The organism is Salmonella sp. SAL-020 (assembly GCF_017372215.1).
Taxonomy (GTDB): Bacteria; Pseudomonadota; Gammaproteobacteria; order Enterobacterales; family Enterobacteriaceae; genus Salmonella; species Salmonella enterica.
The window spans coordinates 2,774,889-2,801,294 of record NZ_CP071690.1; the positions used below are offsets into that span (position 1 = coordinate 2,774,889).

Sequence of the window (26,406 nt, forward strand, 5' to 3'; positions counted from 1 at the left end):
TAACAGAGGTTACCATGTACACCGCGAGCGGTATCAAAGCTTATGCGCAAGTCAGCGTGGAAAGCGCCGTGATGAGCGCCAGCCCGCATCAGTTGATTGAAATGTTGTTTGATGGCGCGAATAGCGCTCTGGTGCGCGCTCGCCTGTTTTTAGAACAAGGCGATGTTGTCGCGAAAGGTGAAGCGTTAAGCAAAGCCATCAATATTATCGATAACGGGCTGAAAGCCGGCCTCGATCAGGAAAAAGGCGGTGAGATTGCGACGAATCTTTCCGAGCTATACGACTATATGATTCGCCGTTTACTGCAGGCTAATTTGCGTAACGACGCTCAGGCCATCGAAGAAGTGGAAGGGTTACTCAGCAATATTGCAGAAGCCTGGAAGCAGATTTCACCGAAAGCATCTTTCCAGGAGTCTCGTTAATGACCTCAACCGTGGAGTTTATCAACCGTTGGCAGCGTATTGCGCTGCTCAGTCAATCGCTGCTTGAACTTGCGCAGCGAGGTGAATGGGATCTCTTACTGCAACAAGAGGTCTCCTATCTGCAAAGTATTGAAACGGTGATGGAAAAGCAAACTCCACCGGGCATTACGCGAAGTATTCAGGATATGGTCGCCGGATACATCAAACAAACGCTGGATAATGAGCAGCTCCTGAAAGGGCTGCTGCAACAGCGACTGGATGAACTCAGTAGTTTGATCGGACAATCCACCCGCCAAAAATCACTCAACAACGCTTATGGCCGTCTTTCCGGTATGTTACTCGTGCCAGACGCGCCTGGCGCCTCATAATATTTTCCCGTCTCGTATGAAAATTCTTCCATACTCCAGAGGTCGGCTAAACGACTTCTGGAGCACGGAAGATGAAAAACCCCACGTTATTGCAGTACTTCCACTGGTATTATCCCGACGGCGGTAAACTCTGGTCTGAGCTGGCGGAACGTGCTGATGGGCTGAATGATATCGGTATCAATATGGTCTGGCTACCGCCCGCCTGTAAAGGCGCCTCCGGCGGCTATTCCGTAGGCTATGATACCTACGACTTGTTTGACCTCGGCGAATTTGACCAAAAAGGAACTATCGCGACAAAGTACGGCGATAAACGCCAGTTACTGACGGCGATAGACGCGCTCAAAAAAAATAATATTGCGGTGCTGCTCGACGTCGTCGTGAACCACAAACTGGGCGCAGACGAAAAAGAACGTATTCGCGTTCAGCGCGTGAATCAGGATGACCGCACGCAAATCGATGACAACATCATTGAATGCGAAGGCTGGACGCGCTACACCTTCCCTGCCCGCGCGGGCCAGTATTCCAACTTTATTTGGGACTATCACTGTTTCAGCGGCATTGATCACATCGAGAATCCCGACGAAGACGGCATTTTTAAGATCGTCAATGACTATACCGGCGATGGCTGGAACGATCAGGTTGATGATGAGCTGGGTAATTTCGACTATCTGATGGGGGAAAATATCGATTTTCGCAATCACGCGGTTACGGAAGAGATTAAATATTGGGCTCGTTGGGTCATGGAACAAACCCACTGTGACGGCTTTCGCCTGGACGCGGTAAAACATATACCCGCCTGGTTTTATAAAGAATGGATTGAGCATGTACAGGCGGTTGCGCCAAAACCGCTGTTTATTGTCGCAGAATACTGGTCGCATGAAGTGGATAAACTGCAAACGTACATCGATCAGGTCGACGGGAAAACCATGCTGTTCGACGCGCCGTTGCAGATGAAATTTCATGAAGCCTCGCGCCAGGGCGCGGAGTATGACATGCGCCACATTTTCACCGGCACGCTGGTAGAAGCCGACCCTTTTCATGCGGTGACGCTGGTCGCTAACCACGATACACAACCGTTACAGGCGCTGGAAGCGCCGGTAGAACCCTGGTTCAAACCATTGGCCTATGCGCTGATCCTGCTTCGTGAAAACGGCGTACCGTCGGTGTTTTATCCCGATTTATACGGCGCCAGCTATGAGGATAATGGCGAAAATGGCGAGACCTGTCGGGTCGACATGCCGGTGATTAACCAACTGGATCGGCTGATCCTCGCTCGTCAGCGTTTTGCGCACGGTATACAAACACTCTTTTTCGATCATCCTAACTGTATCGCCTTTAGTCGCAGCGGTACTGAAGAGAATCCAGGCTGTGTGGTTGTACTTTCCAATGGCGACGACGGTGAAAAAACCCTCCTGCTCGGCGACAATTACGCTAACAAGACCTGGCGTGATTTTCTGGGAAACCGCAGTCAGCATGTTGTAACTAATGATCAAGGCGAAGCGACGTTCTTCTGCAACGCAGGCAGCGTCAGCGTGTGGGTCATTGAGGACGTGTGATGAGCGTTCCCGGCGGCAGAGCGCTGCCGGGAAGCGAAATTACGGCAGCGGCGTCGGCAGCGGCGTTTTTTCTAACGCGGCGGCGCACTCCGGCGTCGGACGAGCGACCCGTTGCAGCGTCATGCCATCATATTCCAGGGTATTCCCGTCGCGCTCAATCTCATAGAGCTCACGCTTAACCGTAACATTGGTTAAGTCATCGGAGAGCATGGTCAGCTTGCCCGGCAGAGCAATAACGCGCTGCCACTGGCGGCAGTCCAGCGTATCGCCTTCTTTAGTCACCACCAGGCTGGCGATAGCTTCAGGGCTCACCAGCTTACGTTGCGGGCCTTTTGACTGCCAGTACCCTTCCAGACCGGCCGGCGCGGGCGTTTTCACCACATCATTATAGTTTTCCACCTCGGCGCATCCGGCCAGAACCAGCAATGCGCCAACGATCGCTACTTTTTTCATCATTCATCCTGCATCAGAAGAAAGAGGAATTGTGGCATTAAAGCCCTGACGCCGCCAGCCTTTCCAGGCGCTGGCCGCAATTTGATCCAGTCGGTATTACCGCTTATTAGGTGTAGGCAAATTCTGTGATCGGTGTAGTATGCGCACTTCTTGTTTCACACCTTCTGAGTTCAGAGGCTAAACACATGTCATGGCAACACTTCAAGCAAACCTGGTTAATTAAATTCTGGGCGCCGGCCCCTGCGGTGATCGCAGCCGGTATTCTCTCTACCTACTATTTTGGCATCACCGGCACGTTTTGGGCCGTGACGGGCGAATTTACCCGCTGGGGCGGGCAAATTTTGCAGCTTTTTGGCGTTCATGCCGAACAGTGGGGCTACTACAAGCTGATTCATCTGGAAGGTACGCCGCTGACGCGTATCGACGGCATGATGATCCTCGGCATGTTCGGCGGCTGTTTCGCCGCGGCGCTGTGGGCCAACAACGTAAAACTGCGTATGCCGCGCAGCCGAATCCGTATCGTACAGGCGGTGGTCGGAGGCATGATCGCTGGCTTCGGCGCGCGTCTGGCGATGGGGTGTAACCTGGCCGCCTTTTTTACCGGGATCCCGCAGTTCTCCCTACACGCGTGGTTCTTTGCGCTAGCGACCGCTATCGGCTCCTGGTTCGGCGCCCGCTTTACGTTGCTGCCGATATTTCGCATACCGGTGAAAATGCAGAAGGTCTCCGCGGCTTCGCCACTGACGCAGAAACCGGATCAGGCAAGACGGCGTTTCAGGCTCGGTATGCTGGTCTTTATCGGCATGATTGGCTGGGCGTTATTAACGGCAATGCATCAGCCGAAACTGGGGCTGGCGATGCTGTTCGGCGTCGGGTTTGGGCTGCTGATCGAGCGCGCGCAAATCTGCTTTACTTCGGCCTTTCGCGATCTGTGGATCTCCGGACGCGCCCATATGGCGAAAGCGATTATTTTCGGCATGGCGGTCAGCGCCATTGGTATTTTCAGCTACGTGCAGTTGGGCGTTGCACCTAAAATTATGTGGGCTGGCCCGAATGCGGTCATTGGCGGACTGCTGTTCGGTTTTGGCATCGTGCTGGCGGGCGGCTGCGAAACCGGCTGGATGTACCGCGCCGTAGAAGGCCAGGTGCATTATTGGTGGGTGGGCCTCGGCAATGTCATCGGTTCAACCATCCTGGCTTACTACTGGGATGATTTCGCGCCCGCGCTGGCGACCAGTTGGGATAAAGTTAACCTGCTGAATACCTTTGGTCCGCTGGGGGGTCTGCTGGTCACCTACCTGTTATTATTTGCCGCGCTGATGTTAATTATCGGCTGGGAAAAACGTTTTTTCCGCCGTGCGGGGCTGACGCCTGCTAAGGAATCTGTATGAAAAATATCGTCCCTGATTACCGTCTGGATATGGTTGGCGAACCTTGCCCGTACCCGGCGGTCGCCACTCTGGAAGCGATGCCGCAGCTAAAAAAAGGTGAGATCCTGGAAGTGGTGAGCGACTGTCCGCAATCCATTAATAATATTCCACTGGATGCGCGCAATCACGGTTATACGGTGCTGGATATCCAACAGGATGGCCCGACAATTCGTTATCTGATTCAAAAATAAGCGCATACTCCCGCTGTACGTTACGGCGGGAGACCTTTTACGGCATAACCGGCAAAAATCTAAAACGCATAAAAGAAATCAGACAAGGTCGTCTTGTGCGCCGTGGCATAAATCTATTATATAACGTATACCGTTTTAATTTTGTTTGAGCCGATGAAAAACCCATGACTATTTTAAGCAAAACATAAAATAATTATTATTTTCCCTCTACGCCATAAAAGACTATCAGGTATTTATATTTTTACTCACTGACATCATCAGGTGATGATTTATTTATGCACAGCAGAAGCCAAAAAAATGATAAAAATTATTTTCATCTCCATTACTGGAGTCGTCTGTCTTGCCGCTGCCCGTTATTCACCCGTCACAGTGGTCAATGCACATCCGAGCGCCATTGCCCGCTGTCTCGCTGATAATCTGTCCCCGTATGGGTATATACTGGATCTCCATGAAACAGATATTCCAGGCATTAATAAAGAATTTACCGTGTATTATCGCAACGGCGCATATATTGCAGGAACATTCTGGATTGCAAACTCAATGACAATAGCGTCAGAACGAATAGTAGGAATGAACGGCGTCAGTAAACAGGCGTACCCTATTTTTAATAAGTCCCTGCAACAATGTGCAACCCGCTTATCAATAAAATGAGCGCGCCTCGCAAAAAACAAGCCCACATAATCACGCACTGGTTGCATGGGCGTCGCGTCCCCGTCGCTGACGTAGGTAAGCGCCCGGGAGTTCGCTGTGGATGTGTTGTCAGCCCTGGCTTAAACCTGCATAGACATCACTTCCTGATACGCGGCGACCAGCTTGTTGCGCACCTGAATCCCCATTTGCATGGAGACGGACGCTTTTTGCATATCGGCCATCACGTCATTAAGCGCAATGCCCGGCTCACCCAGAGTGAATTTTTCCGCCTGAACGCGCGCCGCCGTCTGTCTGTCGCTAATACGATCCAGCGCAGCATGTAGCTGGCCGGCAAAACTCACCGTCGACTGCGAGTGCGTGTCTTGCCCGCGCGCGGCCATCGCCGTCGCCTGTAACTGGCTAATAACCCCTTCAATCCCCTGTATTGCTGCCATGCTATTCCCCTGGATGATTTTTTACGCAGCAGAGATTACCAGTTTGTCAATAAGATAAAGGCGTTAAATAACGATAAAAAACCTCGGTTTTTAGCGCATAGAAAAATTCGAAACCACAAATAATGAGACCGTCAATTTTTCGAGTTTGCTGACCCGGGAGTGAGTCTTGTTCCACTTTGCAAAAAACGCCGTCCACGATCAGTCACGAGGTGCGAGATGAGTGCGACTGCATCGACTGCAACCCAACCTAAACCTCTCGAGTGGCTTAATCGCCTACGCGCGAATCCCCGAATTCCGTTAATTGTGGCGGGTTCCGCTGCCGTGGCGATCGTCGTTGCGATGGTGCTGTGGGCCAAAACGCCCGATTACCGCACGCTATTTAGCAACCTTTCCGATCAGGACGGCGGCGCGATCGTCGCGCAGTTGACCCAGATGAATATCCCCTATCGCTTTGCCAATGGCAGCGGCGCGATTGAAGTGCCCGCCGACAAAGTGCATGAACTGCGTCTGCGTCTGGCGCAGCAGGGGCTGCCTAAAGGCGGCGCGGTAGGCTTTGAACTGCTTGATCAGGAAAAATTCGGTATCAGTCAGTTCAGCGAGCAGGTGAATTATCAGCGCGCACTGGAAGGTGAACTGGCCCGGACGATCGAGACGCTGGGTCCGGTAAAAAGCGCCCGCGTTCACCTGGCGATGCCAAAGCCGTCGCTATTTGTGCGGGAACAAAAATCCCCTTCCGCCTCCGTCACCGTCACACTGGAACCGGGTCGGGCGCTGGATGAAGGACAAATTAGCGCCGTGGTACATCTGGTTTCCAGCGCTGTCGCCGGTTTGCCGCCAGGAAACGTCACTCTGGTCGATCAATCCGGTCATCTGCTCACGCAATCCAATACCAGCGGTCGCGACCTTAATGACGCGCAATTAAAATTTGCTAATGATGTGGAAAGCCGCATCCAACGCCGTATCGAAGCCATTCTGTCGCCTATCGTCGGGAACGGTAATGTTCACGCTCAGGTAACCGCCCAGTTGGATTTTGCCAATAAAGAGCAGACGGAAGAGCACTACAGCCCGAACGGCGATGCGTCGAAGGCCACCCTGCGTTCACGTCAGTTGAATATTAGCGAACAGGTAGGCGCGGGCTATCCCGGCGGCGTGCCTGGCGCGCTGTCGAACCAACCAGCGCCGCCTAACGAGGCGCCGATCGCCACGCCGCCGACCAATCAACAAAACGCGCAGAATACGCCACAAACCAGCACCAGTACCAACAGTAACAGTGCTGGCCCGCGCAATACGCAGCGTAATGAAACCAGTAACTACGAAGTGGACCGCACCATTCGTCACACCAAAATGAATGTGGGCGATATTGAGCGTCTCTCCGTGGCCGTCGTGGTGAATTACAAAACGCTGGCGGATGGCAAACCGCTGCCATTGACCGCCGATCAGATGAAACAGATCGAGGATTTAACCCGTGAAGCGATGGGTTTTTCTGATAAACGCGGCGATACGCTAAACGTGGTGAATTCACCGTTTAGCGCAGTGGATAACACCGGCGGCGAACTGCCCTTCTGGCAACAGCAGTTCTTTATCGATCAGTTGCTCGCGGCAGGTCGCTGGTTACTGGTGCTGGTGGTGGCCTGGATTCTGTGGCGCAAAGCGGTACGTCCGCAGTTGACGCGCCGCGTTGAAGAAGCGAAAGCGGCGCAGGAACAGGCACAGGTTCGCCAGGAAACCGAAGAAGCCGTGGAAGTACGCCTTAGCAAAGACGAGCAGCTCCAGCAACGCCGGGCTAACCAGCGTCTGGGCGCTGAGGTGATGAGCCAGCGTATTCGCGAAATGTCAGACAACGATCCGCGCGTTGTGGCGCTGGTCATTCGCCAGTGGATGAGTAACGATCATGAGTAATCTTAGCGGTACCGATAAAAGCGTCATTTTGTTGATGACCATTGGCGAAGACCGGGCGGCAGAGGTGTTTAAACACCTCTCAACCCGCGAAGTACAGGCGTTAAGTACGGCGATGGCTAACGTGCGTCAGATCTCCAACAAACAACTGACGGACGTACTATCAGAGTTTGAGCAAGAAGCGGAGCAGTTCGCCGCGCTGAATATCAACGCCAACGAATACCTGCGCTCCGTACTGGTTAAAGCGCTGGGCGAAGAACGCGCCTCCAGCCTGCTGGAAGATATTCTGGAAACGCGCGATACCACCAGCGGTATCGAAACGCTCAACTTTATGGAACCGCAGAGCGCCGCCGACCTGATTCGCGACGAACACCCGCAGATTATCGCCACCATTCTGGTCCACCTTAAACGCAGTCAGGCCGCCGATATTCTGGCGCTGTTTGACGAACGACTGCGTCATGATGTGATGCTGCGTATCGCGACATTTGGCGGCGTACAACCGGCGGCGCTGGCGGAGTTGACCGAAGTGCTGAATGGCCTGCTCGACGGTCAGAACCTGAAACGCAGCAAAATGGGCGGCGTAAGAACCGCGGCGGAAATTATCAACCTGATGAAAACGCAGCAGGAAGAAGCGGTTATTACCGCTGTGCGCGAATTCGACGGCGAACTGGCGCAGAAAATCATCGACGAGATGTTCCTGTTCGAAAATCTGGTGGATGTGGACGATCGCAGTATCCAGCGTCTGCTGCAGGAAGTGGATTCCGAATCGCTGCTGATCGCTCTGAAAGGCGCCGAACCGCCATTACGCGAGAAGTTCCTGCGCAATATGTCCCAGCGCGCCGCCGATATCCTGCGCGACGACCTTGCCAACCGTGGCCCGGTTCGTCTGTCTCAGGTGGAAAACGAGCAGAAAGCGATTCTGCTTATTGTGCGTCGTCTGGCGGAAACCGGCGAAATGGTGATTGGCAGCGGCGAGGATACCTATGTCTAATGAATTGCCTTGGCAAGTCTGGACCCCCGACGATCTCGCCCCGCCGCCGGAGACGTTTGTGCCGGTTGAGGCTGATAACGTGACCTTGACAGACGATACGCCGGAGCCCGAACTCACTGCCGAACAGCAGCTGGAGCAGGAGCTGGCGCAGCTAAAAATACAGGCCCATGAACAAGGTTATAACGCCGGGCTGGCGGAGGGACGGCAAAAAGGACACGCGCAGGGATACCAGGAAGGGTTAGCGCAGGGGCTGGAGCAAGGACAAGCTCAGGCGCAGACGCAGCAGGCGCCGATTCATGCCCGTATGCAGCAGTTAGTGAGCGAGTTTCAGAACACGCTTGACGCGCTCGATAGCGTTATCGCCTCACGGCTGATGCAAATGGCCCTGGAGGCTGCGCGTCAGGTCATCGGCCAAACGCCGGCGGTGGACAACTCAGCGCTGATTAAACAGATCCAACAACTGTTGCAGCAAGAGCCGCTCTTTAGCGGCAAGCCGCAGTTGCGCGTGCATCCGGACGACTTACAGCGGGTGGAAGAGATGCTGGGCGCCACGCTCAGTCTTCACGGATGGCGGTTGCGCGGCGATCCAACGTTGCATCACGGCGGGTGTAAAGTCTCTGCCGATGAGGGCGATCTGGACGCCAGCGTCGCTACTCGCTGGCAAGAGTTGTGTCGCCTGGCGGCGCCGGGAGTGCTCTGATGACCACGCGTTTGACCCGCTGGCTTACCGCGCTCGACAACTTTGAAGCAAAAATGGCGTTATTGCCGGCGGTGCGTCGTTATGGACGTTTAACCCGCGCCACTGGCCTGGTACTGGAGGCCACCGGTCTCCAGCTTCCGCTGGGCGCCACCTGCATTATTGAGCGCCAGGACGGCCCTGAAACCAAAGAGGTGGAATCGGAAGTCGTCGGTTTTAACGGCCAGCGTCTGTTTTTAATGCCGCTGGAAGAGGTTGAAGGCATTCTGCCCGGTGCCCGCGTTTACGCCCGTAACGGGCATGGCGACGGTCTGCAAAGCGGCAAACAGTTACCGCTCGGCCCGGCCCTGCTTGGTCGGGTGCTGGATGGCGGCGGTAAACCGCTCGACGGACTGCCTGCGCCGGATACGCTGGAAACCGGCGCGTTAATCACGCCGCCGTTTAACCCGCTACAGCGAACGCCAATCGAACATGTGTTGGATACCGGCGTACGCGCTATCAACGCGTTGTTAACCGTAGGGCGCGGTCAGCGTATGGGACTCTTTGCCGGTTCCGGCGTCGGTAAATCGGTTCTGCTTGGCATGATGGCGCGCTACACGCGGGCGGACGTGATTGTCGTGGGACTTATCGGCGAACGTGGCCGCGAAGTTAAAGATTTTATCGAAAATATTCTCGGCCCCGACGGTCGCGCGCGTTCGGTGGTGATTGCCGCCCCGGCGGATGTTTCACCGCTGCTGCGAATGCAGGGCGCCGCCTATGCCACCCGCATCGCCGAAGATTTTCGCGATCGCGGACAGCATGTGTTGCTGATTATGGATTCGCTGACGCGCTATGCGATGGCGCAGCGTGAAATTGCGCTGGCAATCGGCGAACCGCCAGCCACCAAAGGTTATCCGCCCTCGGTGTTCGCAAAGCTGCCGGCGCTGGTCGAGCGTGCCGGTAATGGCATCCACGGCGGCGGCTCTATCACCGCGTTTTATACCGTGTTGACCGAGGGGGACGACCAACAAGATCCCATTGCCGACTCGGCACGCGCAATCCTCGACGGGCACATTGTCTTGTCCCGCCGTCTGGCGGAGGCCGGGCACTATCCGGCCATTGATATCGAGGCGTCAATCAGCCGGGCGATGACCGCGCTCATTACCGAGCAGCACTATGCGCGGGTACGGCTATTTAAACAGTTGCTTTCCAGTTTCCAGCGTAACCGCGATCTGGTCAGCGTCGGCGCCTATGCCAAAGGCAGCGATCCGATGCTCGATAAAGCCATTACCTTATGGCCGCAACTGGAAGCGTTTTTACAGCAAGGCATTTTTGAACGGGCCGACTGGGAAGACTCTCTGCAGGCGCTCGATTTAATTTTCCCGACGGTGTGATAAAGCAGGAGGGCGACGATCATGGCACAACATGGCGCTCTGGAAACACTCAAAGATCTGGCCGAAAAAGAGGTAGATGACGCGGCGCGTTTACTGGGCGAAATGCGTCGCGGCTGCCAACAGGCGGAAGAACAGCTCAAAATGCTGATCGATTATCAGAATGAGTATCGCAGTAATTTGAACACCGATATGGGCAACGGCATCGCCAGTAATCGCTGGATCAACTATCAGCAGTTTATTCAGACACTGGAAAAGGCGATAGAGCAGCATCGCCTCCAGCTTACGCAGTGGACGCAAAAAGTCGACCTGGCGCTGAAGAGCTGGCGTGAGAAAAAGCAGCGACTTCAGGCCTGGCAAACCTTACAGGACCGACAAACCGCGGCAGCGCTGTTAGCTGAAAACCGCATGGATCAGAAAAAGATGGATGAATTTGCTCAGCGTGCAGCAATGAGGAAACCCGAATGATCACCCTGCCCCAACTGATCACCACCGATACCGACATGACCGCGGGTCTGACGTCAGGAAAAACCACCGGTTCAGCCGAGGACTTTCTGGCGCTCCTGGCGGGCGCGTTAGGCGCAGACGGCGCACAGGGCAAAGACGCCCGCATCACGCTGGCCGATTTACAGGCGGCAGGCGGCAAGTTATCGAAAGAGCTACTGACCCAACATGGCGAGCCGGGCCAGGCGGTGAAGCTTGCCGACCTGCTGGCGCAAAAAGCGAATGCGACGGATGAAACGCTTACCGATCTGACACAAGCGCAGCATCTACTGTCTACGCTAACGCCATCGTTGAAAACCAGCGCTCTGGCCGCATTGAGTAAAACGGCGCAGCATGATGAGAAAACGCCCGCGCTGAGCGATGAGGATCTTGCCAGTCTGAGCGCCTTATTCGCCATGCTGCCCGGACAACCTGTCGCGACGCCTGTCGCCGGAGAGACGCCGGCTGAAAATCACATCGCCTTGCCGTCACTGTTGCGCGGCGACATGCCATCGGCGCCGCAGGAAGAGACACATACGCTCTCTTTTAGCGAGCATGAAAAAGGGAAAACCGAGGCGTCGCTTGCGCGCGCCAGCGACGATCGCGCCACGGGGCCATCACTGACGCCGCTGGTGGTCGCTGCCGCCGCGACCAGCGCGAAAGTGGAGGTGGATAGCCCGCCCGCGCCAGTAACGCATGGCGCGGCAATGCCGACGCTCAGCAGCGCCACGGCGCAACCGCTACCTGTCGCCTCAGCCCCGGTACTCAGCGCGCCGTTAGGCAGCCATGAATGGCAGCAAACGTTCAGTCAGCAGGTCATGTTATTTACGCGTCAGGGACAGCAAAGCGCGCAGCTTCGATTGCATCCGGAAGAGTTAGGTCAGGTGCATATTTCGCTCAAGCTGGATGACAATCAGGCGCAGCTCCAGATGGTATCGCCGCACAGCCATGTCCGCGCCGCGCTGGAAGCCGCCCTGCCCATGTTGCGCACCCAGTTGGCGGAAAGCGGCATTCAGTTGGGACAAAGCAGTATCAGTAGCGAAAGCTTTGCCGGACAGCAGCAGTCTTCATCGCAACAACAGTCTGGCCGCGCCCAACACACGGACGCGTTTGGCGCTGAAGATGACATAGCGTTAGCGGCGCCGGCCTCGCTTCAGGCCGCCGCGCGCGGCAATGGCGCAGTGGATATCTTCGCCTAACGCCAGAGGTAGCATGATTATCCGCGTCTTTTCCACGCTTTGTCGTGGACAGGACACGGGATAATCAGCCAATAAGCAGTACCGAAACAGGAAGCCCGTATCAGATGACTGACTCCGCGATTAACAAAAAGAGCAAACGCTCGATTTGGATACCTTTGCTGGTGTTGATTACCCTCGCCGCCTGCGCGACCGCCGGTTATAGCTACTGGCGTATGCAGCAGCAACCGACCACGAACGCTAAAGCGGAACCGGCTCCGCCGCCCGCGCCGGTATTTTTTGCGCTGGATACGTTTACCGTCAATCTGGGCGATGCGGATCGCGTGTTGTATATCGGCGTGACCCTGCGTCTGAAAGACGAAGCGACGCGCGCGCGATTAAATGAATATCTGCCGGAAGTGCGCAGCCGTCTGCTGTTGTTGTTTTCCCGTCAGAATGCCGCCGAGCTCTCAACAGAAGCTGGCAAACAAAAACTGATTGCCGCCATTAAAGAGACTCTGGCCGCGCCGCTCGTTGCCGGACAACCAAAACAGGTCGTCACTGACGTGCTTTATACAGCTTTTATTCTGCGGTAACGATATGGGCGATAGTATTCTTTCTCAGGCTGAAATCGATGCGCTGTTGAACGGCGACAGCGACACCAAAGACGAACCCACTCCCGGTATCGCAAGCGATAGCGATATTCGCCCTTACGATCCCAATACCCAGCGTCGCGTCGTGCGTGAACGCTTGCAGGCGCTGGAGATTATTAACGAGCGTTTCGCACGCCAGTTCCGGATGGGATTATTTAACCTGCTGCGCCGCAGCCCGGATATTACCGTGGGCGCCATACGTATTCAGCCGTATCACGAATTTGCGCGTAACCTGCCGGTACCGACTAACCTGAACCTGATCCACCTGAAGCCGCTACGCGGCACCGGGCTGGTGGTGTTCTCGCCGAGTCTGGTGTTTATTGCCGTCGATAACCTGTTCGGCGGCGACGGTCGTTTTCCGACCAAAGTCGAGGGCCGCGAGTTTACCCATACGGAACAGCGTGTCATCAACCGTATGCTGAAACTGGCGCTGGAAGGCTATAGCGACGCATGGAAAGCCATTAATCCGCTGGAAGTGGAGTATGTGCGTTCCGAAATGCAGGTGAAATTTACCAATATCACCACCTCGCCGAACGATATCGTCGTTAATACGCCGTTTCATGTGGAGATCGGCAATCTGACCGGTGAATTTAACATCTGTCTGCCATTTAGCATGATCGAGCCGCTGCGTGAGCTGCTGGTGAATCCGCCGCTGGAAAACTCGCGCCATGAAGATCAGAACTGGCGTGATAACCTGGTCCGCCAGGTTCAGCACTCTGAACTGGAGCTGGTAGCCAATTTTGCCGATATTCCGTTACGTCTTTCCCAGATTTTGAAGCTGAAACCCGGCGATGTACTGCCGATTGAAAAACCCGACCGCATTATTGCTCATGTGGACGGCGTTCCGGTACTCACCAGCCAATATGGCACCGTAAACGGACAGTATGCGCTACGCGTAGAACATTTGATCAACCCAATTTTGAATTCGCTGAATGAGGAACAGCCCAAATGAGTGACATGAATAATCCGTCCGATGAGAATACTGGCGCATTGGATGATCTGTGGGCTGACGCGTTAAACGAGCAAAAAGCGACCACCACTAAAAGCGCCGCCGACGCGGTTTTCCAACAGCTTGGCGGCGGCGATGTCAGCGGTGCTATGCAGGATATCGATCTGATTATGGATATCCCGGTCAAACTGACCGTAGAGCTGGGCCGCACGCGAATGACCATTAAAGAACTGCTGCGTCTGACGCAGGGGTCGGTCGTCGCGCTGGACGGGCTGGCGGGCGAGCCGCTGGATATCCTGATTAATGGCTACCTGATTGCCCAGGGTGAAGTGGTCGTCGTGGCGGATAAATACGGCGTACGTATCACCGATATTATTACGCCATCCGAGCGTATGCGTCGTTTGAGTCGTTAATGATGAAGACAGAGGCCACGGTTTCTCAGCCCACCGCGCCAGCCGGATCGCCGCTCATGCAGGTGAGCGGCGCATTAATTGGCATTATTGCGCTCATTCTGGCGGCGGCCTGGGTGATTAAGCGTATGGGATTCGCGCCAAAAGGAAATAGCGTCCGGGGACTCAAGGTGTCAGCCAGCGCCTCGCTTGGCCCGCGCGAACGCGTGGTGATTGTCGAGGTCGAAAATGCGCGTCTGGTACTGGGCGTGACCGCCTCGCAGATCAACCTGCTGCACACCCTCCCGCCCGCGGAGAATGACACGGAAGCACCCGTTGCCCCACCGGCGGATTTCCAGAACATGATGAAGAGCTTACTCAAGCGTTCCGGGAGATCCTGATGCGCCGTTTGTTATTCCTTTCTCTGGCGGGTCTGTGGCTTTTTAGTCCCGCCGCTGCTGCGCAACTGCCGGGGCTTATCAGCCAACCATTAGCGGGCGGAGGCCAAAGCTGGTCATTATCCGTCCAGACGCTGGTTTTCATCACCTCGCTGACGTTTCTGCCGGCGATTTTACTGATGATGACGAGCTTCACGCGTATCATCATTGTTTTTGGCCTGTTGCGTAACGCGCTGGGCACGCCCTCGGCACCGCCAAATCAGGTGTTACTCGGGCTGGCGTTGTTTTTGACCTTTTTTATTATGTCGCCCGTCATTGACAAGATTTACGTGGATGCTTACCAGCCGTTTAGCGAGCAGAAAATTTCTATGCAGGAAGCGCTGGATAAAGGCGCGCAACCGTTACGCGCGTTCATGTTGCGCCAAACCCGCGAAGCCGATCTGGCGCTGTTTGCCCGTCTGGCCAATAGCGGTCCGTTACAGGGACCGGAAGCAGTACCGATGCGTATCCTCCTGCCCGCTTATGTCACCAGCGAATTAAAGACGGCGTTTCAGATCGGTTTTACGATTTTTATCCCTTTTTTGATTATCGACCTGGTGATCGCCAGCGTATTGATGGCGTTAGGGATGATGATGGTGCCGCCAGCGACAATCGCCCTACCGTTTAAGCTGATGCTGTTTGTGCTGGTCGATGGTTGGCAATTGCTTGTGGGGTCGCTGGCCCAAAGCTTTTACAGTTAGAGGCGCAAAATGACTCCTGAATCCGTCATGATGATGGGCACCGAGGCGATGAAAGTCGCTCTCGCCCTGGCTGCGCCGCTGTTACTCGTCGCGCTGATTACCGGCCTCATTATCAGCATCTTGCAGGCCGCGACTCAGATTAATGAAATGACGCTGTCGTTTATCCCTAAAATCGTCGCGGTATTCATCGCAATTATCGTTGCCGGCCCGTGGATGCTCAACCTGCTGCTGGACTACGTACGCACTCTGTTCAGCAATTTACCTTATATCATCGGATAAACAGAACGATGATACAGGTTACAAGCGAGCAATGGCTATACTGGCTGCATCTCTATTTCTGGCCTTTGCTGCGCGTACTGGCGCTGATTTCAACGGCACCCATTCTCAGCGAGCGCGCTATTCCCAAGCGGGTAAAACTGGGGTTGGGAATAATGATTACCCTCGTTATCGCGCCGTCGCTACCGGCAAACGATACGCCGCTTTTTTCTATTGCCGCCTTATGGCTGGCGATGCAACAAATTCTGATCGGTATTGCGCTGGGATTTACCATGCAATTTGCCTTTGCGGCGGTGCGTACCGCAGGTGAGTTTATCGGTCTGCAAATGGGGCTTTCCTTTGCCACCTTCGTCGACCCGGGCAGCCACCTGAATATGCCGGTTCTGGCGCGTATTATGGATATGCTCGCCATGCTACTGTTTCTCACCTTTAATGGCCATTTGTGGCTTATTTCGCTGCTGGTCGATACCTTCCACACTCTGCCCATCGGTAGTAACCCGGTGAACAGTAATGCATTTATGGCGCTCGCCAGGGCCGGAGGGCTCATTTTCTTAAACGGACTGATGCTGGCATTGCCGGTCATTACCCTCCTGCTTACGCTCAACCTGGCGCTGGGGCTATTAAACCGCATGGCGCCGCAGCTCTCGATATTTGTTATCGGTTTCCCGCTTACCCTCACCGTCGGCATTATGCTGATGGCCGCGCTAATGCCATTAATTGCGCCGTTTTGCGAACATTTATTCAGCGAAATTTTCAATTTGCTTGCTGATATTGTTAGCGAGATGCCGATAAATAATAACCCATAATTTTTATCCTGTTTTACTAAGGTTTATCCGAAAATAAATTTTAAAAAACATTCACCAGGATATATCCGCTGCCCCTTATTTGTTTTTACTTCACTCACATAACGCAACATTCACTTTACTTTAAGATGATTCCTGGCAAATTATATGTAACTTTACGGGATAGTAAGTTCGCCTGAAAAACCGCGTAAGCGTTGTCTAAGGTGACTATTCGTGTTCCGTCTGATTATGGTGAGTTATTCAGGTAAGGGGAATTATCGTTACGCATTGAGTGAGGGTATGCCATGTCAACGATTATTATGGATTTATGCAGTTACACCCGGCTAGGGTTAAGCGGGTATCTGGTCAGCAGAGGGGTGAAAAAAAGGGAAATCAACGACATCGAAACCGTTGACGAACTCGCTATCGCTTGTGGCGCGCATCAGCCTTCGGTGGTGTTTATTAATGAGGACTGTTTCATTCATACGCCTTCAGACAGTCAACAAATAAAGCAAATCATTAATCAACATCCTGACACGTTATTTATTGTTTTTATGGCAATTGCTAATGTGCATTTTGATGAATATTTATTAGTAAGAAAAAACTTATTGATTAGCTCGAAATCGATTAAACCTGACTCGCTGGATACCATTCTTGGCGATATTCTGAAAAAAGAGTCGGGTATTTCAGGAACCATAAATTTACCAACATTGTCGTTAAGTCGAACTGAATCCAGCATGTTGCGAATGTGGATGGAAGGTCAGGGAACCATTCAGATTTCTGACAGAATGAATATTAAAGCAAAAACAGTATCCTCCCATAAGGGGAATATAAAAAGAAAGATAAAAACGCATAATAAACAAGTGATCTATCACGTAGTGCGGCTGACAGATAACGTCACTAACGGCATTTTTGTTAACATGCGCTGAGACATCCGGACTGGCAATGTACCTCCAGTCCGGCTCAATTAGTCCTGCTCCGCCTTCTCGACAAAAATACCATCCTGGTGACCTGACTCATTGAAGAACCAGATGCCAAGCGGGTAATCCTCCAGCGAAACCAGGTACATTGTGCCTTCACTAAATTCTTCCACTGCCAGTACCACGCCCGGTCGGCGGGGACCGCCGTCCGTTTTAACGGTTACCCGATCATTCACCTTCATCGTTTTCCTCCTGTCGCTTTGTGCCAGTGTAGAACAATTTTCTGCGTCTGACAGCGCCTTGCCGGCGTGTTTGCTGGTTTTCTCAACGGTCTATACTTAGGCTGTCAGGAACCCGTGAGGTAGTGAAGATGAAAACGGCAAAAGAGTACAGTGATACGGCCAAGCGCGAAGTGAGCGTCGATGTAGATGCGCTACTGGCGGCCATCAATGAAATCAGCGAAAGCGAGGTTCACCGTAGCCAGGAAGATCCTGAGCGGGTGAGCGTAGACGGACGGGAATATCATACATGGCATGAATTAGCTGAAGCATTCGAGCTGGATATTCATGATTTTAGTGTAACAGAAGTAAACCGTTAAAAATGGCCGAAAAAAATCCCGGCCCTACGGGTCGGGATCAAACTTGCTTATGCAAGAAGCACTTGAAAATTCGTTACACCAGGAAATCTGATGTGAGATTTACCTTATCTGCAATTTTTTTGCATGACAAGTAAATATTTTTTACATGAATGATTAAGCGCGCTAATAGTTCGGTAGCAAAAGTGTGACAACGCATGTGCTGCCTGGAAGCGACGGGATCGGTTCCAGTTAGCGTTCGACTTCTTTCGGGTGTGCTTTAGGACTTTTCCTGGAAATAAGCCCGCCGTTGCAACGGAAAATGAGGAAAAAATGCTCTCAATCCATGACCCCTTGCTGATTTTTACCGATCTGGACGGCACATTGCTGAACAGCCACACGTTTGAGTGGCAGCCCGCGGCTCCCTGGCTTACACGCCTGCATGAAAGCGGCGTGCCCGTGATCCTCTGTAGCAGTAAAACCGCGGCTGAAATGCTCCAGCTCCAGACGACGTTAAATCTACAGGGACTGCCGCTGATTGCGGAAAACGGCGCGGTGATCCAACTGGACGTTCATTGGGAAGACCATCCCAACTATCCCCGCCTGATAGCCGGTATTTCTCACAACGAAATCCGCCTCGTCCTGCATAAATTGCGTGAAAAGGAACAGTTTAAGTTCACCACGTTTGATGACGTTGACGATCAGGTGATAAGCGAATGGACGGGCCTAAACCGGGCACAGTCTGCCCTAACCCGTCTGCATGAAGCGTCGGTGTCGCTGATCTGGCGCGATAGCGATGAACGCATGGCGCAGTTTGTCGCCCATTTAAATGACCTGGGACTGCAATTTGTCCATGGCGCCCGTTTCTGGCATGTGCTGGACGCCTCCGCCGGTAAAGATCAGGCTGCCAACTGGCTGATTGAAGCATATCGTCGGCAGTGGCGCGCGCGTCCTCTGACGTTGGGACTAGGAGACGGCCCCAATGATGCGCCTTTACTGGATGTGATGGATTATGCGGTTGTCGTCAAAGGGCTAAACCGGGAGGGCGTACATTTGCGTAACGACGATCCTCAGCGCGTCTACCGTAGCCAGAACGAAGGGCCGGATGGCTGGCGCGAAGGAATGGACTATTTCTTTTCCCGCTCCTGAGTCGCGTCGCTGGCGCAAATACGGTTACGTCCGGACTGTTTGGCGTAATAAAGCCGTTTGTCGGCCAGCGACTGCAACTGCTCAAAATCATAGTCGCCGTATTCCTCCGCGCTACTGATCCCCATTGACGCGCTGATACGAAGCGTCGTGCTTTTCGTCACCAGAATCTCTTTGTCATTAATGCGCTGGCGTATGCGTTCGGCAATCTGCAGCGCCTGCGCTTTCGTCGCGCCGGGCAGCACGATACAAAACTCTTCGCCCCCTACCCGTCCGGCGATGTCGTGCGCTCGAATGGTGCTGCCAATGAGCCCAGCGGCATGGGACAACACGCGATCGCCTGCCTGATGACCAAAGCGATCGTTAACGCTTTTAAAATAATCTAAATCCAGCTGTATCACAGAAAATGGCTGGCGGGCTTCCCGGTAGCGCTTTGCCAGCCTGGACGCTTTTTCAAACAGCGCGCCACGGTTATATAGCCGGGTCAGCGGATCGTGCCATGCCTGCCATTGCAGCGAATTTTGCAGAACAAACATGTTTTTGACCATATGTCGAATAACGCCCCAGGAGATCAACAGCATCGCCGTAAAAAGCACCCATAACAGCGTCAGCGCGATACTAATGCTGCCAAAATTCCCTTGTATGCCTTCACGTAATGTATGCACGCGCAGCAGGATGCCATCAAAATGATCCAGCCGCTCCCAGCTTACATAATGCGTTCCTAAACGCAGCCCGCCCAGGGTATCTTTTTCTATTTCACGCGCCAGTAAGGCGCGCTCACGGTCATTTAACGTATTCGCGGTTTGTTGTTCCGGCGCGGAGTCCGTCAACAAACGGAGATGGTTATCGTATAGCTGATATTCCCCTTCAATATCCTTTTCGGCCGCATCGCGCAGGAACCGCTGTAATGACGCGACGGGAATATCCATTGCCAGTACGCCATACCAGTAATTATCGTGATCCAGCGGTAGACTGGCTGTCACTTTTTTCTGCTCGTCAGCAACATAGGGCTGTGCGGAGGTAAACCACCGCACGCCGCGCTGTGGGTTACGCCGTTGGCTTTGCTCGATAAACCAGGGCTGAGTCACGTACTGATAGTAACGGGAGACAATATCGCTACCGTACGCCGTAGGGAGAGTTGAGAGGTAAAACCCTGAGCGAGAAACATACATCGTCTCCAGCGTCAGCATGGCGGATGAGCGCGCCAGACGCGCCAGATACCCTAACTCCAGCGTGGCGGTTAATTCATTTGCCAGGTCACGACTCTCCCGCGAAAGAAGCGTCGTCCGGGCGACAAATTGATCGGAAACGCCATACAACGGCAATGTCCGCCGCTTATCCAGCTCCAGTTGCCAGAAATGTCTGACGCGTCGTTGCTCAAACTGCGTCACCGCGCTTTGCAATGCGGAAAAAGCCAGCGGCGCCACCAGCGCTTCATGCATACCGTTGCGTAAAAAGATCAACCTGTCCATGTTGAATTGCAGTTGGCGGTCAAGGACATTCGCGACGCTCCCCAGATGATTGCGCTGACTGGCGACATACGCGTCTTTCAGTATCATCACTTCCCGCCAGGTAAGTAGCGTCGAGAACAGCATCACGATCAGAAAACAGGTGTTGACGACATGACCGGGACCAAAACGCCGCGCCAGCTTTTTAAACCAGCCTTGATTGTCTAACAGTGTTTCGTGCGGCACCCTGGTAACTCCTGGTTATTGATACAACTCCCCCTGATGGCTTACGGTAGCCAGACCTCATCAAGGGATACCACTCAATCCTGGCATAACCAGGTAGCAGCATGTCGCAGCGCGACGACTCTTTTTCTCCACAGCAAAACGCCCGGCATTAACCGGGCGTTTTGTCATCGGGCTTCGTCCCGCCCGCGCCTTTCCTTGCCTGGCACGAGCTCATTCTCATGGAATGCCTCCCGCTTTACGCCAAAACCATCATACCAGCGACACTCTACCATTCCGCTGGAATAACCGGTGACGATCATCCGGGGCCCACCCTCTTTCACGGTAACTTCCTCACTGACAGAAAAGACCATACCTGCCTCCTGTATCAGATGAAACGTTTTCACCTTAGACGAGGATGGGCAATTTTGCATAATTCATTGTAGAAAATCAGTGCGAAACACCGCGAATTTTCGCCACACCTTTCACCAGCGCCACCACAATGGCGCCGATAATAAAGCCGAGCACCAGATTCAGCCCCGCAGGGATCGTATGCGCCATGAAAGCCCCCTGCTGCTGCGCAAAATGTTCAATGGCATGGTGTAGCGGCGCAATACCGTGTACGACAATCCCGCCGCCGACCAGAAACATAGCCAGCGTACCAACAATGGATAATGCTTTCATTAACCAGGGCGCGATAATCAGTAATCCTTTACCGACGCCCTGCGCCAGCACGCTACGCTTTTCCGCCAGCCAGTACCCCATATCATCCAGTTTGACAATAATACCCACCAGGCCATACACGCCAATGGTCACAACCAACGCAATCCCCGCCAGCACCAACACCTGATTAAGCAGCGGCGCCTGCGCGACAATCCCCAGGGTAATGGCCACAATTTCAGCGGAAAGAATGAAATCGGTACGGACCGCCCCTTTTACTTTATCTTTTTCAAAGGCCAAAGGATCTTGCGCAGCCAGCGCTTCAAGACGTTTTTGCCGCTCCGCCGGGTCTTCTTTGTGTTTTCGCGCCTCAAAGGTATGCAGGACTTTTTCTACCCCTTCAAAGCAGAGAAACGCGCCGCCTAACATTAATAAAGGCGTGATGGCCCACGGGATAAATGCGCTTATCAGCAGCGCCAACGGCACCAGAATAACCTTGTTGATTAATGATCCTTTCGCCACGCTCCATACCACTGGTAGCTCGCGATTAGCGCGAACGCCGGTCACCTGCTGCGCATTGAGCGACAGGTCGTCCCCCAGTACGCCCGCGGTTTTTTTCGCGGCCAATTTGCCCATTACCGAAATATCGTCCAGCAGCGTGGCGATATCGTCGAGTAATGTCAGTAAGCTACTTCCTGCCAAAATGATTTCCTCGGTCTTTTCTTCTAAGACGTTAAGTATGTAGCAAAACGCGCAATGCCGAAACCGGCGGCGCGGGTCAACGCCTTTTTATTCCAAAAGGACAATTATAATGCTCGCCAGCATAATAATTTTGACGTTTACTATATTCACCCTTTTTATTTCACCGTGAGTGATTATGCGTTTCCGGCAGTTATTACCTCTTTTTGGCGCGCTTTTTGCCTTGTATATCATTTGGGGGTCTACCTATTTTGTTATCCGCATAGGCGTTGAAAGCTGGCCGCCGCTGATGATGGCAGGCGTACGTTTTCTCTCGGCGGGGATGTTGCTCATGGCGTTTTTGCTGCTGCGCGGCGAAAAACTTCCGCCGCTGCGCCAGACCATCAACGCCGCGCTGATTGGTCTACTGCTGCTGGCGGTGGGTAACGGTCTGGTGACGGTGGCGGAGCATCAAAACGTGCCATCGGGCATTGCTGCCGTCGTGGTCGCCACTGTCCCGCTATTTACGCTGTGCTTTAGCTACTTTTTTGGTATTAAAGCGCGCAAATTAGAATGGGTGGGGATTGCCATTGGACTTGCCGGGATTATTCTGCTGAACAGCGGCGGCAATTTAAGCGGCAATCCGTGGGGCGCGATTTTGATCCTGATAGGTTCGATGAGCTGGGCATTTGGTTCCGTTTACGGCTCGCGCATCGCCCTCCCTGTGGGCATGATGGCGGGTGCGATTGAAATGCTGGCGGCGGGCGTGGTATTGCTTTGCGCGGCGTTTCTTTCCGGCGAAAAGCTCGCCACGCTGCCTGGCTTATCGGGGTTTATGGCCGTCGGCTACCTGGCGTTGTTCGGTTCTATTATCGCCATTAATGCCTATATGTACCTGATTCGCAACGTCAGTCCGGCGCTGGCGACCAGCTACGCCTATGTGAATCCGGTTGTCGCCGTGTTGCTTGGCACTGGCCTGGGCGGCGAGAGGTTATCGCCCGTTGAATGGGCCGCGCTGGGTGTGATTGTGTTTGCCGTAGTGCTGGTGACTCTGGGTAAGTACCTGTTTCCCGCCAGGGCGGTGGTCACGCCGTGTAAAACGGAAGATTCACGCCAGTAGATGAATCCCCTGGGTGTCGATCTGCGCGCTGGCGCCGCCGCCGCAGATCCACTCTTCCAGGCGCTCCGCCAACGCCGCGTCGCTCAATTTCGCTCGCCCGCGCAAGGCGCACTCCCAGACGATCAGTACCCGCCAGCCAAGCGCCTGTAAACGCTGAATATCGCGCTCATCGCGCTCAACGTTCTTACCGATTTTTTCCAGCCAGAAAGCCGTTCGCGTGGCCGGCACTTTGAACAGATAACAGTGGTGATGATGCCAAAAGCAGCCGTGAGTAAAAATCACACAATCATAATCATTCACCACAAAGTCCGGCTTGCCCGGTAATGTCGCGTCCTGAGTATGAAACGTAATCCCCTGCGCGCTTAACAGGCCAGCAAGACGTTTTTCAATAGCCGTATCGCGGGTCGCTATCGCGCGCATATTTTTACTGCGCGTGGCTTTATCGTGAACGTCCGCCATCTACCGTCTCTCTCTGACGCAACGTCACCGCCTGGTGAATTTTGGGTTCCAACAGCTTTGCTACCGCAGCAAATACCGGCACCACCACGGAGTTGCCAAACTGGCGATAGGCCTGCGTATCCGAGACAGGTATCCTGAACTGGTACGTTTGCGGCGCCTCAAATCCCATTAAACGCGCGCACTCTCTCGGCGTGAGTCGGCGGGGACGATGTTGTTGGTTGCCAGCATCGTCGAAATTCACTTCGCCTTTCGCCATATCCCAACCACGATCGATCAGAATTTCGGCACCATCTTTGTAGTAGCGAGCAGATAACGTGCGCGCCACACTTTCCGGATTGTCAGGATAAACCATGCCATAGCCAAAACCGTTTCCCCGCGCCTGGTGCTTTTTCGCGTAGCGATATAAATATTTCCACAGCACCGGCGTCAGGATATATTTGGCTTCGACGACGGGCTCCAGCAGTTCTGCCAGCGTCGGACGGCGCGGTGGATAACAACGGGCGATATTGCGTAACGTAAAATCGGTTTTCAGGTTTAAATCGCGACGGAATCCCACCAACACAATACGTTCCCGATGCTGAGGAAGAAAGTGCTGCCCGTCGATAATTTTCGGATCGTCCGGGCCATTGTCAGCGGCATCCGCCACGTCATATCCCAGTTCATCGAGCGTTTGCATAATAATGCGGAAAGTGTTGCCCTGGTCGTGACTTTTAAGGTTTTTCACGTTTTCCAGCACAAACAGCGCGGGGCGGCGAGCGTCGATAATTCTTACGACATCAAAAAATAACGTCCCCTGAGTCTCGCAGGCAAAGCCGTGGGCGCGGCCCAGCGCATTTTTCTTGGAAACGCCCGCCAGAGAAAATGGCTGACAGGGAAAGCCCGCCAGCAGGACATCATGTTGCGGAATATGCTGGCGAATGTGTTCCGCCGCCTCATCATCGCTGACCCCTTCCCGGTGGCTCAACGTGATATCGCGGATATCTTCATTAAAGCGATGTTGCAGCGGATCGCAAAAATAGTTCGCTTTATATGTCCGTACCGCGTGCTTATTCCATTCGCTGGTAAACACGCACTGTCCGCCTATCGCTTCAAATCCGCGGCGAATGCCGCCGATGCCCGCGAAGAGATCGATAAAACGAAAGGCGTAATGCGGATGATGCGCTGGCGGCGTCGGCAACCCTGTTTTAAGACAGGTGAGTTCATTGTCGCTCAAACGATGCCATGCCGCGTTCATCATTACGCGCTTTAAGATGGCCGGGCTCCAGTGCTGTTCGCCCAGGCCGTTAAGGTGCGCCACCAGCGTTTTAACATCGTAGATTTCCAGCAATTGACTCAGCATCGCCTGGATCTCGCTTCCGGCGTCGTCGGCGATGAGGTTCCGGGCGTGTGTTACTGAAATATTTTCCTGCATACATTTAACCGGCCAAAAATAATTGCCGACAGACTAACATAAAATGACGCGGTTTACGTTTCAGCGGCAGGGGTTACTGATGCGTAGCAAACATCTGGATGACCGCCTCATCCCGTGTTTCATAGTCGCCTTTCAGCTCAGCGCTCAATTTCGCCATGTACGACACCAGAAAATCCGCATTACGCTGCGCCAGGTACTTGCCCCGTTCGGTCTGCATCGTCAGCGGCAGTTTCAGCAGTTTGGTTTGAAAATGGTCGAGCGCGAATTGCTTATCGTTAAGAGGCCGTCTGTCGGCAAAGGGATCGTCGGCATCAAACAGCGCGACGCCCAGCGCGCCGGAGACCGCGAAGACCCGCGCCAGACCAATGGCGCCCAACGCCTCCAGCCTGTCTGCATCCTGCACGATTTTTGCCTCTGGCGTGGTAGGCGCAATTTTTGCGCTGAAGCTATGCGCTTCGATAGCATGACAAATGCCCGCCAGTTTTTCTGCCGGAAAGTCAGGAAAATCCCGCAGAAAAATACGCCGGGTTTCTGCCGCCGCCAGAATGGAAGAACGATGCCGCTGCGGATGATTTTTCGCCAGGCTGACGATGTCATGGAAATAACATGCCGATAGCACCACCAGCCAGTCGACAGGACTGTTTTCCCCGAGCGTTTGCGCGGTTGCCCAAACACGACTAAAATGGAAGATGTCATGGGCGGCATCCTGTTCCTGGTGGTGGTGACGTAGCCAGTCTTCAAACTGCGATTGCCAATATCCTGAGTCCATACGCCCTCTCTTTATAGCAGACCATTTTTATTACATGCCTGAGCACAGGGTTCGCTATCCTGACATATCCGCCACCACTTTACATCCTTGCGTGCTTGCGCGTTTCTGGCTGAGTGTCGGCGGGATACCCCCTGTTTTTGCGAGGCCGGGTGTACCAGGCAATACTCCCCAGAATAAGCCAGACGACGCCCAGCGAAAGCGCGTTAAGCCATTTTTCCGTTGCGCTGCCAGGAGTGCTGATTGGGCCGAGAACCGGCTCGGTTTGTATGGCGGACATCAGCCACACGCAACGCGCCATCGCCCAGATGAAGTAGCCGCAAAAGGTATAAAAAACCCATAACGCTAATTTACCGCCCATGCTACGGGTGGCGTTGTCCTCCCTGGTACTCAAACTTTACTCCGCTTTTGTGATGTAAGTCATATGACATTAATTACATTATAATGTGATATTAATCACATTTCGACCATGGAATACCTCATCCACCTGTTCTGGCTATTCATTCCACAAATAGTTTATTCTCAGTTAATGTTACGTCTGGCGCTGAACCTGCTGTTAAATAAGGGAATGGTGATTGAATCGCACTCTGATGCAGAATAACCTATAACCAGAACAACTTATTTTTACGCACCGCGATAGCGTTTTATTTTATTAGCATTAAATGTCAGAATGATTCGGTTATTAGCCTTTTATCATT

Annotated in this window: 33 protein-coding genes; 23 read left to right on the top strand and 10 right to left on the bottom strand. The window is 53.6% G+C overall.

Annotated elements, in window-relative coordinates; genetic code table 11:
• Positions 1 to 14: 14 nt before the first annotated feature.
• From fliS to amyA, 3 genes are all read left to right on the top strand, one after another.
• Positions 15 to 422, top strand: a complete 408-nt coding sequence (gene fliS / locus J1G48_RS13610; protein ID WP_000287764.1) for a flagellar export chaperone FliS — start codon at positions 15 to 17, stop codon at positions 420 to 422.
• A complete protein-coding gene (gene fliT / locus J1G48_RS13615; protein ID WP_000204899.1) occupies positions 422 to 790 on the top strand; it encodes a flagella biosynthesis regulatory protein FliT in 369 nt (122 codons plus the stop codon). The genes fliS and fliT overlap by 1 nt, the downstream gene beginning before the upstream one ends.
• Positions 791 to 861: 71 nt before the next feature.
• On the top strand, positions 862 to 2,346 hold the full coding sequence (amyA, locus tag J1G48_RS13620; RefSeq protein WP_000795475.1) for an alpha-amylase: 1,485 nt from the start codon (positions 862 to 864) through the stop codon (positions 2,344 to 2,346).
• A gap of 39 nt (positions 2,347 to 2,385) precedes the next feature.
• On the opposite strand, the gene yedD is transcribed toward amyA, so the two are convergent.
• Entirely contained in the window at positions 2,386 to 2,799 is a 414-nt protein-coding gene (gene yedD, locus J1G48_RS13625; RefSeq protein ID WP_000754694.1) for a lipoprotein YedD, read from the bottom strand.
• 185 nt (positions 2,800 to 2,984) lie between these two features.
• Here yedD and yedE point away from each other — a divergent pair, with 185 nt between their 5' ends.
• The 3 genes from yedE to J1G48_RS13640 all read left to right on the top strand — a co-directional run bounded on the left by yedE (position 2,985) and on the right by J1G48_RS13640 (position 5,071).
• Positions 2,985 to 4,190 (top strand): selenium metabolism membrane protein YedE/FdhT, encoded by a 1,206-nt coding sequence (gene yedE, locus J1G48_RS13630; RefSeq protein ID WP_001531105.1) that lies wholly within the window; start codon positions 2,985 to 2,987, stop codon positions 4,188 to 4,190.
• Positions 4,187 to 4,420, top strand: a complete 234-nt coding sequence (yedF, locus tag J1G48_RS13635) for a sulfurtransferase-like selenium metabolism protein YedF (protein ID WP_000790504.1) — start codon at positions 4,187 to 4,189, stop codon at positions 4,418 to 4,420. The genes yedE and yedF overlap by 4 nt, the downstream gene beginning before the upstream one ends.
• Positions 4,421 to 4,684: 264 nt before the next feature.
• Positions 4,685 to 5,071: a hypothetical protein gene (locus J1G48_RS13640; RefSeq protein WP_000639597.1), complete on the top strand. Its 387-nt coding sequence runs from the start codon at positions 4,685 to 4,687 to the stop codon at positions 5,069 to 5,071.
• A gap of 119 nt (positions 5,072 to 5,190) precedes the next feature.
• Here the strand turns inward: J1G48_RS13640 and fliE are convergent, their stop codons facing one another.
• Entirely contained in the window at positions 5,191 to 5,505 is a 315-nt protein-coding gene (gene fliE / locus J1G48_RS13645) for a flagellar hook-basal body complex protein FliE (protein ID WP_000719037.1), read from the bottom strand.
• Between the two features lie 216 nt (positions 5,506 to 5,721).
• Between fliE and fliF the strand changes: the two genes are divergently transcribed.
• The 14 genes from fliF to rcsA all read left to right on the top strand — a co-directional run bounded on the left by fliF (position 5,722) and on the right by rcsA (position 17,233).
• On the top strand, positions 5,722 to 7,404 hold the full coding sequence (gene fliF, locus J1G48_RS13650) for a flagellar basal-body MS-ring/collar protein FliF (RefSeq protein WP_001276831.1): 1,683 nt from the start codon (positions 5,722 to 5,724) through the stop codon (positions 7,402 to 7,404).
• Positions 7,397 to 8,392, top strand: a complete 996-nt coding sequence (fliG, locus tag J1G48_RS13655) for a flagellar motor switch protein FliG (protein ID WP_000067735.1) — start codon at positions 7,397 to 7,399, stop codon at positions 8,390 to 8,392. The genes fliF and fliG overlap by 8 nt, the downstream gene beginning before the upstream one ends.
• Entirely contained in the window at positions 8,385 to 9,092 is a 708-nt protein-coding gene (gene fliH / locus J1G48_RS13660) for a flagellar assembly protein FliH (RefSeq protein WP_000064158.1), read from the top strand. The genes fliG and fliH overlap by 8 nt, the downstream gene beginning before the upstream one ends.
• Positions 9,092 to 10,462 carry a flagellar protein export ATPase FliI gene (gene fliI, locus J1G48_RS13665; RefSeq protein WP_000213257.1) on the top strand — a complete coding sequence of 457 codons (1,371 nt, stop codon included), beginning with the start codon at positions 9,092 to 9,094 and terminating at the stop codon, positions 10,460 to 10,462. Before fliH ends, fliI begins: the two co-directional genes overlap by 1 nt.
• 21 nt (positions 10,463 to 10,483) lie before the next feature.
• Positions 10,484 to 10,927 (top strand): flagellar export protein FliJ, encoded by a 444-nt coding sequence (fliJ, locus tag J1G48_RS13670; RefSeq protein WP_000046981.1) that lies wholly within the window; start codon positions 10,484 to 10,486, stop codon positions 10,925 to 10,927.
• Positions 10,924 to 12,141, top strand: a complete 1,218-nt coding sequence (gene fliK / locus J1G48_RS13675) for a flagellar hook length control protein FliK (protein WP_000631671.1) — start codon at positions 10,924 to 10,926, stop codon at positions 12,139 to 12,141. Before fliJ ends, fliK begins: the two co-directional genes overlap by 4 nt.
• Before the next feature lie 104 nt (positions 12,142 to 12,245).
• Positions 12,246 to 12,713: a flagellar basal body-associated protein FliL gene (fliL, locus tag J1G48_RS13680; RefSeq protein WP_000132169.1), complete on the top strand. Its 468-nt coding sequence runs from the start codon at positions 12,246 to 12,248 to the stop codon at positions 12,711 to 12,713.
• Between the two features lie 4 nt (positions 12,714 to 12,717).
• Positions 12,718 to 13,722: a flagellar motor switch protein FliM gene (fliM, locus tag J1G48_RS13685; RefSeq protein ID WP_000502811.1), complete on the top strand. Its 1,005-nt coding sequence runs from the start codon at positions 12,718 to 12,720 to the stop codon at positions 13,720 to 13,722.
• The gene (fliN, locus tag J1G48_RS13690) at positions 13,719 to 14,132 is read left to right on the top strand and encodes a flagellar motor switch protein FliN (RefSeq protein WP_001282115.1); all 414 of its coding nucleotides are present in this window, start codon (positions 13,719 to 13,721) and stop codon (positions 14,130 to 14,132) included. The genes fliM and fliN overlap by 4 nt, the downstream gene beginning before the upstream one ends.
• Positions 14,132 to 14,509 (top strand): flagellar biosynthetic protein FliO, encoded by a 378-nt coding sequence (fliO, locus tag J1G48_RS13695; protein ID WP_000978276.1) that lies wholly within the window; start codon positions 14,132 to 14,134, stop codon positions 14,507 to 14,509. Before fliN ends, fliO begins: the two co-directional genes overlap by 1 nt.
• Positions 14,509 to 15,246, top strand: coding sequence for a flagellar type III secretion system pore protein FliP (fliP, locus tag J1G48_RS13700; protein WP_001253411.1), 738 nt, complete (start codon positions 14,509 to 14,511; stop codon positions 15,244 to 15,246). The genes fliO and fliP overlap by 1 nt, the downstream gene beginning before the upstream one ends.
• A gap of 9 nt (positions 15,247 to 15,255) precedes the next feature.
• Positions 15,256 to 15,525, top strand: coding sequence for a flagellar biosynthesis protein FliQ (fliQ, locus tag J1G48_RS13705; RefSeq protein ID WP_000187355.1), 270 nt, complete (start codon positions 15,256 to 15,258; stop codon positions 15,523 to 15,525).
• Between the two features lie 8 nt (positions 15,526 to 15,533).
• Entirely contained in the window at positions 15,534 to 16,328 is a 795-nt protein-coding gene (gene fliR, locus J1G48_RS13710; RefSeq protein WP_000616953.1) for a flagellar biosynthetic protein FliR, read from the top strand.
• A 281-nt stretch (positions 16,329 to 16,609) separates the two neighbouring features.
• Positions 16,610 to 17,233 (top strand): transcriptional regulator RcsA, encoded by a 624-nt coding sequence (gene rcsA, locus J1G48_RS13715; RefSeq protein WP_000103971.1) that lies wholly within the window; start codon positions 16,610 to 16,612, stop codon positions 17,231 to 17,233.
• 38 nt (positions 17,234 to 17,271) lie between these two features.
• Here the strand turns inward: rcsA and dsrB are convergent, their stop codons facing one another.
• Complete coding sequence (dsrB, locus tag J1G48_RS13720) at positions 17,272 to 17,466, bottom strand: protein DsrB (RefSeq protein ID WP_000867218.1); 195 nt, start codon at positions 17,464 to 17,466, stop codon at positions 17,272 to 17,274.
• 128 nt (positions 17,467 to 17,594) lie between these two features.
• Here dsrB and yodD point away from each other — a divergent pair, with 128 nt between their 5' ends.
• Together yodD and J1G48_RS13730 are read left to right on the top strand one after the other, a co-directional pair.
• Positions 17,595 to 17,822 (top strand): YodD family peroxide/acid resistance protein, encoded by a 228-nt coding sequence (gene yodD, locus J1G48_RS13725; protein ID WP_000844798.1) that lies wholly within the window; start codon positions 17,595 to 17,597, stop codon positions 17,820 to 17,822.
• 309 nt (positions 17,823 to 18,131) lie between these two features.
• On the top strand, positions 18,132 to 18,947 hold the full coding sequence (locus tag J1G48_RS13730) for a mannosyl-3-phosphoglycerate phosphatase-related protein (protein ID WP_000948786.1): 816 nt from the start codon (positions 18,132 to 18,134) through the stop codon (positions 18,945 to 18,947).
• Here J1G48_RS13730 and dgcQ read toward each other — a convergent pair.
• The 3 genes from dgcQ to J1G48_RS13745 form a co-directional block, all read right to left on the bottom strand.
• A complete protein-coding gene (gene dgcQ, locus J1G48_RS13735; RefSeq protein WP_001119826.1) occupies positions 18,926 to 20,638 on the bottom strand; it encodes a cellulose biosynthesis regulator diguanylate cyclase DgcQ in 1,713 nt (570 codons plus the stop codon). The genes J1G48_RS13730 and dgcQ overlap by 22 nt on opposite strands.
• A 164-nt stretch (positions 20,639 to 20,802) precedes the next feature.
• Positions 20,803 to 20,988, bottom strand: a complete 186-nt coding sequence (locus J1G48_RS13740; RefSeq protein WP_001521741.1) for a YodC family protein — start codon at positions 20,986 to 20,988, stop codon at positions 20,803 to 20,805.
• Between the two features lie 76 nt (positions 20,989 to 21,064).
• Positions 21,065 to 21,982 (bottom strand): DUF808 domain-containing protein, encoded by a 918-nt coding sequence (locus J1G48_RS13745; RefSeq protein ID WP_085920526.1) that lies wholly within the window; start codon positions 21,980 to 21,982, stop codon positions 21,065 to 21,067.
• A gap of 169 nt (positions 21,983 to 22,151) precedes the next feature.
• Here J1G48_RS13745 and yedA point away from each other — a divergent pair, with 169 nt between their 5' ends.
• The gene (gene yedA, locus J1G48_RS13750) at positions 22,152 to 23,072 is read left to right on the top strand and encodes a drug/metabolite exporter YedA (protein ID WP_001212259.1); all 921 of its coding nucleotides are present in this window, start codon (positions 22,152 to 22,154) and stop codon (positions 23,070 to 23,072) included.
• Here the strand turns inward: yedA and J1G48_RS13755 are convergent.
• From J1G48_RS13755 to drpB, 4 genes are all read right to left on the bottom strand, one after another.
• Positions 23,061 to 23,531 (bottom strand): very short patch repair endonuclease, encoded by a 471-nt coding sequence (locus J1G48_RS13755; protein ID WP_000785978.1) that lies wholly within the window; start codon positions 23,529 to 23,531, stop codon positions 23,061 to 23,063. The two genes, yedA and J1G48_RS13755, sit on opposite strands and share 12 nt — an antisense overlap.
• A complete protein-coding gene (locus J1G48_RS13760; RefSeq protein WP_001157315.1) occupies positions 23,512 to 24,942 on the bottom strand; it encodes a DNA cytosine methyltransferase in 1,431 nt (476 codons plus the stop codon). Before J1G48_RS13760 ends, J1G48_RS13755 begins: the two co-directional genes overlap by 20 nt.
• A 73-nt stretch (positions 24,943 to 25,015) precedes the next feature.
• Positions 25,016 to 25,711, bottom strand: a complete 696-nt coding sequence (locus tag J1G48_RS13765; RefSeq protein WP_000377050.1) for a phosphohydrolase — start codon at positions 25,709 to 25,711, stop codon at positions 25,016 to 25,018.
• Positions 25,712 to 25,790: 79 nt separating this feature from the next.
• Positions 25,791 to 26,102, bottom strand: coding sequence for a cell division protein DrpB (drpB, locus tag J1G48_RS13770; protein WP_000107435.1), 312 nt, complete (start codon positions 26,100 to 26,102; stop codon positions 25,791 to 25,793).
• Positions 26,103 to 26,406: the final 304 nt, after the last annotated feature.

Coding starts and splice junctions, on each gene's coding strand:
- dsrB (WP_000867218.1), bottom strand. CDS start 17,466: ATGAAGGTGAATGATCGGGTAACCGTTAAAACGGACGGCGGTCCCCGC.
- fliK (WP_000631671.1), top strand. CDS start 10,924: ATGATCACCCTGCCCCAACTGATCACCACCGATACCGACATGACCGCG.
- rcsA (WP_000103971.1), top strand. CDS start 16,610: ATGTCAACGATTATTATGGATTTATGCAGTTACACCCGGCTAGGGTTA.
- fliH (WP_000064158.1), top strand. CDS start 8,385: ATGTCTAATGAATTGCCTTGGCAAGTCTGGACCCCCGACGATCTCGCC.
- fliF (WP_001276831.1), top strand. CDS start 5,722: ATGAGTGCGACTGCATCGACTGCAACCCAACCTAAACCTCTCGAGTGG.
- fliE (WP_000719037.1), bottom strand. CDS start 5,505: ATGGCAGCAATACAGGGGATTGAAGGGGTTATTAGCCAGTTACAGGCG.
- fliG (WP_000067735.1), top strand. CDS start 7,397: ATGAGTAATCTTAGCGGTACCGATAAAAGCGTCATTTTGTTGATGACC.
- J1G48_RS13740 (WP_001521741.1), bottom strand. CDS start 20,988: ATGGTCTTTTCTGTCAGTGAGGAAGTTACCGTGAAAGAGGGTGGGCCC.
- yedA (WP_001212259.1), top strand. CDS start 22,152: ATGCGTTTCCGGCAGTTATTACCTCTTTTTGGCGCGCTTTTTGCCTTG.
- yedF (WP_000790504.1), top strand. CDS start 4,187: ATGAAAAATATCGTCCCTGATTACCGTCTGGATATGGTTGGCGAACCT.
- fliT (WP_000204899.1), top strand. CDS start 422: ATGACCTCAACCGTGGAGTTTATCAACCGTTGGCAGCGTATTGCGCTG.
- J1G48_RS13760 (WP_001157315.1), bottom strand. CDS start 24,942: ATGCAGGAAAATATTTCAGTAACACACGCCCGGAACCTCATCGCCGAC.
- fliO (WP_000978276.1), top strand. CDS start 14,132: ATGATGAAGACAGAGGCCACGGTTTCTCAGCCCACCGCGCCAGCCGGA.
- fliQ (WP_000187355.1), top strand. CDS start 15,256: ATGACTCCTGAATCCGTCATGATGATGGGCACCGAGGCGATGAAAGTC.
- fliN (WP_001282115.1), top strand. CDS start 13,719: ATGAGTGACATGAATAATCCGTCCGATGAGAATACTGGCGCATTGGAT.
- J1G48_RS13730 (WP_000948786.1), top strand. CDS start 18,132: ATGCTCTCAATCCATGACCCCTTGCTGATTTTTACCGATCTGGACGGC.
- J1G48_RS13765 (WP_000377050.1), bottom strand. CDS start 25,711: ATGGACTCAGGATATTGGCAATCGCAGTTTGAAGACTGGCTACGTCAC.
- yodD (WP_000844798.1), top strand. CDS start 17,595: ATGAAAACGGCAAAAGAGTACAGTGATACGGCCAAGCGCGAAGTGAGC.
- fliS (WP_000287764.1), top strand. CDS start 15: ATGTACACCGCGAGCGGTATCAAAGCTTATGCGCAAGTCAGCGTGGAA.
- yedE (WP_001531105.1), top strand. CDS start 2,985: ATGTCATGGCAACACTTCAAGCAAACCTGGTTAATTAAATTCTGGGCG.
- fliJ (WP_000046981.1), top strand. CDS start 10,484: ATGGCACAACATGGCGCTCTGGAAACACTCAAAGATCTGGCCGAAAAA.
- fliP (WP_001253411.1), top strand. CDS start 14,509: ATGCGCCGTTTGTTATTCCTTTCTCTGGCGGGTCTGTGGCTTTTTAGT.
- J1G48_RS13755 (WP_000785978.1), bottom strand. CDS start 23,531: ATGGCGGACGTTCACGATAAAGCCACGCGCAGTAAAAATATGCGCGCG.
- fliR (WP_000616953.1), top strand. CDS start 15,534: ATGATACAGGTTACAAGCGAGCAATGGCTATACTGGCTGCATCTCTAT.
- yedD (WP_000754694.1), bottom strand. CDS start 2,799: ATGAAAAAAGTAGCGATCGTTGGCGCATTGCTGGTTCTGGCCGGATGC.
- J1G48_RS13640 (WP_000639597.1), top strand. CDS start 4,685: ATGATTTATTTATGCACAGCAGAAGCCAAAAAAATGATAAAAATTATT.
- fliM (WP_000502811.1), top strand. CDS start 12,718: ATGGGCGATAGTATTCTTTCTCAGGCTGAAATCGATGCGCTGTTGAAC.
- fliL (WP_000132169.1), top strand. CDS start 12,246: ATGACTGACTCCGCGATTAACAAAAAGAGCAAACGCTCGATTTGGATA.
- amyA (WP_000795475.1), top strand. CDS start 862: ATGAAAAACCCCACGTTATTGCAGTACTTCCACTGGTATTATCCCGAC.
- fliI (WP_000213257.1), top strand. CDS start 9,092: ATGACCACGCGTTTGACCCGCTGGCTTACCGCGCTCGACAACTTTGAA.